Origin of the sequence: Kineosporia sp. A_224 (genome assembly GCF_002198655.1) — a bacterium.
Classification (GTDB): Bacteria; Actinomycetota; Actinomycetes; order Actinomycetales; family Kineosporiaceae; genus R-H-3.
The window spans coordinates 18,413-27,053 of sequence record NZ_MWLN01000168.1 but is presented as its reverse complement, the minus strand read 5'-3'; the positions used below and the strand labels follow the sequence as shown (position 1 = coordinate 27,053).

Here is an 8,641-nt window from a genome sequence, read left to right as displayed (position 1 = left end):
CGGGGAGGGGGGCGGGAGGGGGTGGTCAGGGGACCAGGAGCCAGGTCACTGCCAGGAGGAGTGCGCCGAGGGTGGCGGCGAGCATGAGGGCGAGCCAGACGAGGGCCGGCACCCGGGTGAGCCCGGCGAGCTGGTCGACGTCCGACATCGGCGCCCGGCGGCCGGCCCGGGTCCGGTGCAGCTCGACGAGGGTGCGGGGCGCGGCGAGGAGCAGGAACCAGACGAGCAGGTAGGCGGCCGCCGAGCGGACCGGCAGCGGCGCCCAGCCGTTGACGAGCAGAAGCGCGCCCCCGGTGAGCACCACCGAGACGACACCGAAGACGTTGCGGATCTGCAGCAGCAGGACGAGCAGGAGCAGCAGCGCGACGACGAGCGTCAGCCGGACCCGGTCGTGGGCCAGCGCGAAGGCACCGGCGAGCCCGACCGCCGCGGGCGCCGGGTACCCCGCGAGGAGCGTGAGGACGACGCCCGGGCCGCGCTGCCGGCCGCTCGAGACCGTGAGGCCGGAGGTGTCGGAGTGCAGCCGCACACCCTGCAGGCTGCGGCCGGTCATCGCCGCGACGGCCGCGTGGCCGCCCTCGTGGGCGATCGTCACGACGTGCCGGAGCACCCGCCACGCCGGCCCCCAGACGACGAGCAGCGCCGCCACGGCGAGGCTGCCGACCACGGTCGTCGCGGCGGGAGCGGCCTGGGCCGCGAGGACGTCGTCGAGGACCCCGGTCACGTGGCGATCGTAGGCGGCATGCCTGTGCGGTCCGGTTCGGCTATCTTTCACCCCTTCCGGGGCGCGCACCCCGACCCGCTCGCGAAGGAGCGCCCGATGGCGACGCTGCGGTACATCGTCGACGACGTCGACGCCGCCCTGCCGTTCTACGCCGCCCTGGGCTTCGAGCTCGTCGAGCGCTGGGGCCCGCCGTTCGCGATGATCGCCAAGGGCGACCTCACGCTCTGGCTCAGCGGCCCGGGCACGTCCGCCCGGCGGCCGATGCCGGACGGCGCGGAACCGGTGCCCGGCGGCTGGAACCGGTTCGTCGTCGAGGTGGACGACGTCGGGCCGACGCTCGAGGCGCTGCGGGCCGTCGGCGCCCGGTTCCGCAACGAGCCGATCAGCGGCCCCGGCGGCACCCAGGTCGTCGTCGAGGACCCCTCCGGCAACCCGGTCGAGGTGTTCGCCCCCGGCCGCGGCTGACCGCTTCGAGCAGGTTCCGGCACCGCCCGGCAAACCGGTTGCGCCGCAATTCGTTCGACGTCCGCGGCGACGGCCGGGATCGTCGTGAAGCATGCCCGCACGACGCGGGCCGCGCACCGGCGGACGCCGGGCGACGAGCGGAAGGGCATCACGGTGGAGAAGATCACGAAGCGGCTCCTGTCCTGGGCGTCGGAGGTCGAGGCGCAGACCCTCGAGCAGGCCCGACGGACCAGTGAGCTGCCCTTCGTGCACCCGCACGTGGCGCTCATGCCCGACGCGCACCTCGGCAAGGGGGCCACGGTCGGTTCGGTGATCCCGACGCTCGGCGCGGTCGTGCCGGCCGCGGTCGGGGTCGACATCGGCTGCGGCATGATCGCCGTCCGGACGCAGTTCACGGACGACGACCTGCGCGCGGGCGGGCGGCCGCTCGCACCGCTGCGGGAGGCGATCGAGGCGGCGGTGCCGCTGTCGGCGGGGGTCTACAACCGCCAGGTGACGCCGTCCGCGGCGGCCCGGGTCGGCGAGCTCGAGACGAAGGCGGCCCAGGACCGGGTCGACCCGGACCGGTACGCCGGCAACTGGCGGCTCCAGCTCGGGACGCTCGGGTCGGGCAACCACTTCATCGAGGTGACCCTCGACGAGGCGGACCGGGTCTGGCTGTTCCTGCACTCCGGCTCGCGGGGCGTCGGCAACAAGATCGCGCAGGCGCACATCGCGGTGGCCCGGCGGCTCATGGAGCAGTACTGGATCCGGCTGCCGGACCCGGACCTCGCCTACCTCGCCGAGGGCACGGACGAGTTCTGGGCGTACGTCCGCGACCTGCGGTGGGCGCAGCACTTCGCCCTGCTCAACCGCGAGGAGATGATGGACCGCGTCGTGGGCTGCCTCGCGGACCTCATGGGCGAGCCGGTCGTCGAGGGCGAGCGGATCAACTGCCACCACAACTTCACCCAGAAGGAGAAGCACTTCGGGCGTGAGGTGTGGGTCTCCCGGAAGGGCGCGATCGAGGCGCGGGCGGGCCAGCCGGGCCTCGTGCCGGGCTCGATGGGCACGGCGTCCTACGTCGTGAGCGGCCTGGGGAACCCGGTGGCGCTCAACAGCTCCCCGCACGGGGCCGGGCGCCGGTTCTCGCGGTCGGCGGCCCGCCGGACGTTCAGCCAGGACGACCTGCGGACGGCGATGAAGGGCATCGAGTACCGCGACACCGACGCGTTCGTCGACGAGATCCCGGCGGCGTACAAGGACATCGACCAGGTCATGGCGGACGCCGCGGACCTCGTCGAGGTCCGGCACACGCTGCGCCAGGTGGTCAACGTCAAGGGCGACTGAGGGACGGCGCAGGCGGGGGGACGGGCGCCGGGCGGGCACGGCCGGGAACGGTCGGGCCCGCCCGGTGCCCGTGCCGTCGCGGCCTGCAAAATCGTCGTTACCAATTCGTGATGAGGGGTTCCCCTCGGGGACGGCCGGGCGTACCTTTCCGTCCACGGGAGGTGCACGATGATCCGTCGTCCGCAGGTTGTGCCAGACCCCACGCACGCGCTCCTCACCTTGCCGGACGATCTCGCGCCCGCGCTGCGCGAGCGGGTCGACGCCCTGCTGCGCCAGGTGCCGCTCGCCGGCCGCGGCCGCACCGGCACCCCGGCCGTCCGGCGCCGCACGACCGCCCCCGCGGTGGTCAACCGCTGCGTGTTCTGCCACCGCCCCGGCAAGCTCGGCGGCCACCACGACGAGCGCACCGGCGACGTGGTGTGGGTGCACGCGAAGTGCCACCGGCGCCACCACCGGGCGCACCGCCGCACGGCCCGCGGCGACCAGTGGTGGCAGGCACGCGTCGCCGTCCTGCAGCCGACGACCTGACGCCCGCCCGCGATATCGCCTGTGCAGCAGAGGTTTCCGGGCGCGCCTCCACGGATCCGCGCCGGCGGTAGGTGATACTCGACGGGCACACGCACGAGGATGCCCCGATGGAGCGGCGGAACCTCAGCCACCACCCGTCGCGAGGAGAAGCACCATGATCCGCAGGCAGAAGAAGGGTTCCGACGTCAAGGTCACCTTCGCCCTCCCCGACACCTCGGTCGCCGGCAAGGTCTCCGTCGTCGGCGACTTCAACGGCTGGACGCCCGGGACCCACACGCTCGTCAAGCGCGCCAACGGCACGCGCAGCGTCGTCCTGACCCTCCCGCCCGGCTCGACGCACCGCTTCCGCTACCTCGGCGAGGGCGGCCTGTGGTTCGACGACCCCGAGGCGGACCTGCACACGTACGAGGGCGGCGTCCTGCACGTCTGACCCGCAGCCGTCGGAGCCCGGCCGGGGCCCCGACAGGACAGGTGCCCCGCCGCTTGAGAGCCTGAGGTGATGGGCTCGCACCGGATGTCGAACGCCGACGCTGCATGGCTGGGCCTCGACGCGCCCGACAACCTCATGATGATCACCGGCGTGCTCCGGTTCGCCGCACCGGCGGACTGGCAGCGGCTGCGCGAGGTCGTCGGAGCCCGGCTGCTGGAGCGCTTCCCGACGTTCTCCCGGCGGCCGGTGCCGTCCGGGTCGCCGTTCGAGCAACCGGTCTGGGACGACGACCCCGGGTTCGACCTCGACGCCCACCTGGTCCGGGTCACGGTGCCGCGCGGCGACCTCGACGCGCTCGTGAGCCGGCTGCTCGGCACGCCGCTCGACATGACCCGCTCGCCGTGGCAGTTCCACCTCGTGGACGTCCCCGCGGACGACGAAGGGCCGGCGACGAGCGCGGTCGTCGCCCGGCTGCACCACTGCATCGCCGACGGCATCGCCCTCGCGAGCGTGCTCGTCTCGCTCACCGACGACGGGCCGCACGCCCCGGTCGACGACGGGGCGGGGCTGCCCGCGCCGTCCGTGCTCCTCGGCCGCCGCCGGACGCCGCAGCGGCCCGGCGTCGTCCGGCGGGCGGCCGACGGGACCTCGGAGGTGTCGGCGGTCGTGGGCGTCCCGGACCCGGCCACCGCCTGGCGGCAGCCGCGGGCCGCCCTGGCCGCCGTCCGGTTCGGGTTCGGGGTCGTGGCGACGGCAGCCCGCCTGCTCCTGCTCTCGCGCGACCCGCGGACCCGGCTGCGCGGCCGGCTCGGGGTCGACAAGCGGGTCGCCTGGACGCCGCCGATGCCGCTCGCGGACGTCAAGGCGGTCGCGGCGGCGCTCGACGCGAGCGTCAACGACGTCCTGCTCGCGGCGACCGCGGGCGCCCTGCGCCGCCACCTCCTCGCGCACGGCGAGCCGGCCCGCGACCTGCGCGTCTTCGTGCCGGTGAACCTGCGGCCGGTCGACGTGCCCGTCCCGCGCAGCCTCGGCAACCGGTTCGGGCTCGTCCTCGTGCCGCTGCCGGTCTCGGTCCCGGACACCGCGGCCCGGGTGCGCGCGGTCCGGGCCGCGACGGACCGGCTGCGCGACGGCCGGGAGGCCGCCGCGACGTTCGCCCTCGTGAGCCTGCTGGGCTTCCTCCCGTCGTGGCTGCACGGCGTCGTGCTGCGCGTGCTCGGCTCGAAGACGACCGCGATCGTCACGAACGTGCCCGGCCCGCGCGAGCAGGTCTGGTTCGCCGGTGCCGCCGTCGAGGGCATCGTGTTCTGGGTGCCGCAGACCGCGTCGGTCGGGCTCGGGGTGAGCCTGTTCAGCTACGCGGGCGACGTCACCGTCGGGGTCGCCGCGGACGCCGGGCTGCTGCCGGACCCGCAGCCCGTCGCGGACGCCGTCGTCGCCGAGGTCGAGGCGCTGCGTCAGGCGCTCGCGGGCACCGGCGCGTCGACGAGGTCGCGCACGGAGCCGGCCGAGCGGACCCCGTCGGGCGTCGTCCACTCCAGGCGGAACGTGCCCTGACCGGTGTCGGCCTCGAGCGACACGTGCTCGCCGCCGAGGTCCCAGCTCATCCACAGCGCGCCCGACGAGCCGGTGCCCGCGCCGCAGGAGAACGCCCCGCCGAACGCCGGGTGCGCGTTGCGCAGCCGGATCAGCGCCGCGAGCGCGGCGACGACCGGGCGGCGCAGCGCCTCCTCGACCTCGGCCGCGGTGTAGTGGTGCCGGTTGACGTCGCGGCCGACCCCGGTGCGCCCGAGCAGGTCCATGTCGTTCGACCCCGCGAGCAGACCGACGTAGTAGACCTGCGGGATCCCGGGGGCGAGGAGCTGGACGATCCGCGCGAGCAGGTAGCGCGCGTCGTCGCGGCCGAGGGCGTCGTAGAACGTGCAGTTCACCTGGTAGAGGTCGAGGTTGCTCGCCGCCGCCCCGGTCGCGAGCCGGCTCGTGCCGCCGCTCGCGGCGTGCATCGACTCCACGAGCGCGTCGATCTGGTCGGGCGTGAGCAGCCCGGGGCTGTCGTCGCCCTCGGCGGCCGTCGCGTCCGCGCCGACGTCGATGACGCCGATCCCGTCGTGGGTGTCGAGGACGGTCACGCAGTTGACCGGGCGGACCGCCAGCCAGTGCAGCAGGGGGGCGGCGTCCCCGGCGTGCAGGGCGTGCAGCACGAGCGGCGGCAGCCCGAAGTCGTAGACCCGGTCGACGTGCCGCGCGATCTCGATCTGCCGCTGGTAGTAGGAGTGCACCTCGACGAGCACCTCGAGCCCACGGGCCCGCATCTGCGCCGAGAGCTCCTCGATGAACGCGAACGTCTCCGGCGTCATGAAGGACGACGTGCCCGGGGTCTTGACCGCGTACCCGACGGCGTCGACGCGGACCATCGTCACCCCGTGCTCGGCGAGCAGGTCGATCACCTCGGTGAGGTAGCCGCGGGCCCGCTCGTCCCGCAGGTCGAGGTCGACCTGCTGGCTCGTGAACGTCGTCCACACCAGGCGCTTGCGCCCGCCCAGCCTCATCGCGGTGAACGGCAGCCCGGGCCGCGGCCGGTAGATCGTCAGCAGGTCGGCCTCGGTGGCGCCGTCCGGGAAGAGCCCGTCGAAGGTGAGGAACATGCCCGCGTACGGCGAGGCAGCCCCGTGCGCGACGACGTCGCGGAACCAGGGGCTGTCCGCCGAGACGTGGTTGACGATGAGGTCGACGACCGTCTCGGTGCGCTCGCCGAGCGCGGCGACGTCCGCCCAGGTCCCCAGCCGGGGGTCGACCTCGCGGTGGTCCGCGGGGTCGAAGCCGGCGTCGGCCCCGTCGTACGGGCGGAAGAACGGCAGGACGTGCACGCCGGTGAACAGGCCGGCCAGCGGCCCCGTCCCGAGCATCTCGGCCAGGCCCGGGACCGACCCGGCGAGCCGGTCGGCGTACGTGATGAGCTGCACCCCGTCGCGCATGGCTCGTCCTCCATCTGCAAACGCTTTCAGAACCGGTGCATCATGCCACGGCCCCCGGCCGCCGGGCACCCCCGCGAAACGGTCAGCGACGGTGCGCGAGCAGGTCCTCGAGGACGACGGCGACGCCGTCCTCCTCGACGGGGGCCGTGACCTCGTCGGCCGCGGCCTGCACCTCGGGCACCGCCTGGCCCATGGCGACCCCCCGGCCCGCCCAGGCGAGCATCTCGACGTCGTTGCGGCCGTCGCCCACCGCGACGGTGTCCTGCGCGGCGACCCCCAGCCGTTCGCGGACGACCTCGAGCGCGGACGCCTTGCTCACGCCGTCCGGGGCGAGGTCGAGCCAGGCCGTCCAGCCGACGGCGTAGCTGACCCCGTGCAGCCCGATCCGCTCCACGACCGCGAGGAAGTCCTCCGGGGTCGACTCCGGGCTTCGGACGATGACACGGGTCGTGGGACCGTCCACCAGGTCGTGGAACGCGACGATCGTGTTCTCCTCGCCGGTCAGCTCGCCCTCGGGGAAGTCGGCGGTCAGGCGGCGTCGGGCTTGGTCGTCCTCGACCGCGAACACCGCCAGCGGCAGGTGCTCGCGCATCAGCCGCAGCACCGGTGCGGCGTCGAACGTCACGACGTCCGAGATCTCGTAGCCCTTGTCCAGCAACGGGTCCAGCCGCAGCGTCATCGCCCCGTTGCTGCAGACGGCCCAGCCTTCGAGCAGGCCGAGCCGGTCGAGCACGGGCAGCGTGCCGTGCAGCGAGCGACCGGTCGCCAGGACGACATGGGCGCCCCCGGCCACCGCGTCGGCGACGGCCGTCCGGACCCGTTCGGTGATGACCTCGTCGTGGTCGAGGACCGTGCCGTCGATGTCGAGCGCGACGAGCAGCTTCACCGGACCGGCGTCAGCACGTCGAGCCCGCCCATGTACGGCTGCAACGCCTTGGGCACGAGCACCGAGCCGTCGGGCTGCTGGTGGTTCTCCAGGATCGCGACGATCCAGCGCGTCGTCGCGAGGGTCCCGTTGAGCGTGGCCACGAACCGGTTGCTCGTGACGCCCTCGCGCGGGTCCTTCTCGCGCACGTTGAGCCGGCGCGCCTGGTAGGTCGTGCAGTTCGACGTCGAGGTGACCTCGCGGTAGCGGCCCTGGGTCGGGACCCAGGCCTCGCAGTCGAACTTGCGCGCGGCGCTCGAGCCGAGGTCGCCGGCCGCGACGTCGATGACCCGGTAGGGGATCTCGACCTTGGCGAGCATCTCCTCCTCCCACGCGAGCAGGCGCTGGTGCTCGTCGCGGGCCTCCTCGACGCGGCAGTAGCTGAACATCTCGACCTTGTGGAACTGGTGGACGCGGATGATGCCGCGGGTGTCCTTGCCGTGCGAGCCGGCCTCGCGGCGGTAGCAGGCCGACCAGCCCGCGTACCGCTTCGGCCCCTGCGACAGGTCGACGACCTCGTCGCTGTGGTAGCCGGCGAGCGCGACCTCGCTCGTGCCGACGAGGTACAGGTCGTCGGCCGGCAGGTGGTAGATCTCGTCGGAGTGCGCGCCGAGGAACCCGGTGCCGCGCATGACCTCGGGCTTGACGAGCGTCGGGGTGATGACCGGCGAGAAGCCGGCCGCGACGGCCTGGTCGACGGCGCACATGAGCAGCGCGAGCTCGAGGCGCGCACCGACCCCGGTGAGGAAGTAGAAGCGGGCGCCCGAGACCTTGGCGCCCCGGTCGAGGTCGATCGCCCCGAGCCGCTCGCCGAGCTCGACGTGGTCCTTGGGGGTGAAGCCCTCGGCCGCGAAGTCGCGCGGTGCGCCGACCTCGCGCAGCACGGTGTAGTCGTCCTCGCCGCCGACCGGGGCCTCCGGCTCGACGACGTTGTCGATCCGCGTCGACAGGTCGGTGAGCTCGACGTCCGCCGCACGGGCGTCGGCCTCGAGCGACTTCACCTGCTCGGCGAGCGCCTTCGTCTGCGCGAGCAGGTGCGGGCGGGTCTCGGGGGTCGCGGAGGCGACCTGCTTGCCGAGCGCCTTCTGCTCGGCGCGGGTCCGCTCGAACTCGGCGAGCGAGGCACGGCGGCGCTCGTCCGCGGCGAGCACCGCGTCGACGAGGCCCTCGTTGTCCCCTCGGGCCCGCTGGCTGGCGCGGACGGTGTCCGGATCCTCACGCAGGAGTCGCAGGTCGATCACAGCATGCAAGCCTATGCCTTCCGT

Annotated in this window: 9 protein-coding genes; 5 read left to right on the top strand and 4 right to left on the bottom strand. The window is 74.0% G+C overall.

What is annotated here, in order from left to right; genetic code table 11:
* Nucleotides 1-25: 25 nt before the first annotated feature.
* A complete protein-coding gene (locus tag EDJALFJO_RS15695) occupies nucleotides 26-724 on the bottom strand; it encodes a M50 family metallopeptidase (RefSeq protein ID WP_088286880.1) in 699 nt (232 codons plus the stop codon).
* A 96-nt stretch (nucleotides 725-820) separates the two neighbouring features.
* Between EDJALFJO_RS15695 and EDJALFJO_RS15690 the strand changes: the two genes are divergently transcribed.
* From EDJALFJO_RS15690 to EDJALFJO_RS15670, 5 genes are all read left to right on the top strand, one after another.
* A complete protein-coding gene (locus EDJALFJO_RS15690; protein ID WP_088286877.1) occupies nucleotides 821-1,189 on the top strand; it encodes a VOC family protein in 369 nt (122 codons plus the stop codon).
* 153 nt (nucleotides 1,190-1,342) lie between these two features.
* Nucleotides 1,343-2,518 (top strand): RtcB family protein, encoded by a 1,176-nt coding sequence (locus EDJALFJO_RS15685; RefSeq protein ID WP_088286959.1) that lies wholly within the window; start codon nucleotides 1,343-1,345, stop codon nucleotides 2,516-2,518.
* A gap of 189 nt (nucleotides 2,519-2,707) precedes the next feature.
* Entirely contained in the window at nucleotides 2,708-3,046 is a 339-nt protein-coding gene (locus EDJALFJO_RS15680) for a hypothetical protein (RefSeq protein WP_088286875.1), read from the top strand.
* A 154-nt stretch (nucleotides 3,047-3,200) separates the two neighbouring features.
* The gene (locus EDJALFJO_RS15675; protein ID WP_088286872.1) at nucleotides 3,201-3,476 is read left to right on the top strand and encodes an isoamylase early set domain-containing protein; all 276 of its coding nucleotides are present in this window, start codon (nucleotides 3,201-3,203) and stop codon (nucleotides 3,474-3,476) included.
* A gap of 69 nt (nucleotides 3,477-3,545) precedes the next feature.
* Nucleotides 3,546-5,033, top strand: coding sequence for a wax ester/triacylglycerol synthase family O-acyltransferase (locus EDJALFJO_RS15670; RefSeq protein ID WP_088286871.1), 1,488 nt, complete (start codon nucleotides 3,546-3,548; stop codon nucleotides 5,031-5,033).
* Here EDJALFJO_RS15670 and gtfA read toward each other — a convergent pair.
* The 3 genes from gtfA to serS form a co-directional block, all read right to left on the bottom strand.
* Entirely contained in the window at nucleotides 4,934-6,451 is a 1,518-nt protein-coding gene (gene gtfA / locus EDJALFJO_RS15665; protein ID WP_088286869.1) for a sucrose phosphorylase, read from the bottom strand. The genes EDJALFJO_RS15670 and gtfA overlap by 100 nt on opposite strands.
* A gap of 82 nt (nucleotides 6,452-6,533) precedes the next feature.
* Nucleotides 6,534-7,337, bottom strand: a complete 804-nt coding sequence (locus tag EDJALFJO_RS15660; RefSeq protein ID WP_088286867.1) for an HAD family hydrolase — start codon at nucleotides 7,335-7,337, stop codon at nucleotides 6,534-6,536.
* Complete coding sequence (gene serS / locus EDJALFJO_RS15655) at nucleotides 7,334-8,617, bottom strand: serine--tRNA ligase (protein WP_088286865.1); 1,284 nt, start codon at nucleotides 8,615-8,617, stop codon at nucleotides 7,334-7,336. The genes EDJALFJO_RS15660 and serS overlap by 4 nt, the downstream gene beginning before the upstream one ends.
* Nucleotides 8,618-8,641 lie beyond the last annotated feature (24 nt).

Excerpts from the sequence above, each read along its gene's own strand:
- EDJALFJO_RS15675 (WP_088286872.1), top strand. The coding sequence starts at position 3,201 with ATGATCCGCAGGCAGAAGAAGGGTTCCGACGTCAAGGTCACCTTCGCC.
- EDJALFJO_RS15670 (WP_088286871.1), top strand. The coding sequence starts at position 3,546 with ATGGGCTCGCACCGGATGTCGAACGCCGACGCTGCATGGCTGGGCCTC.
- gtfA (WP_088286869.1), bottom strand. The coding sequence starts at position 6,451 with ATGCGCGACGGGGTGCAGCTCATCACGTACGCCGACCGGCTCGCCGGG.
- EDJALFJO_RS15690 (WP_088286877.1), top strand. The coding sequence starts at position 821 with ATGGCGACGCTGCGGTACATCGTCGACGACGTCGACGCCGCCCTGCCG.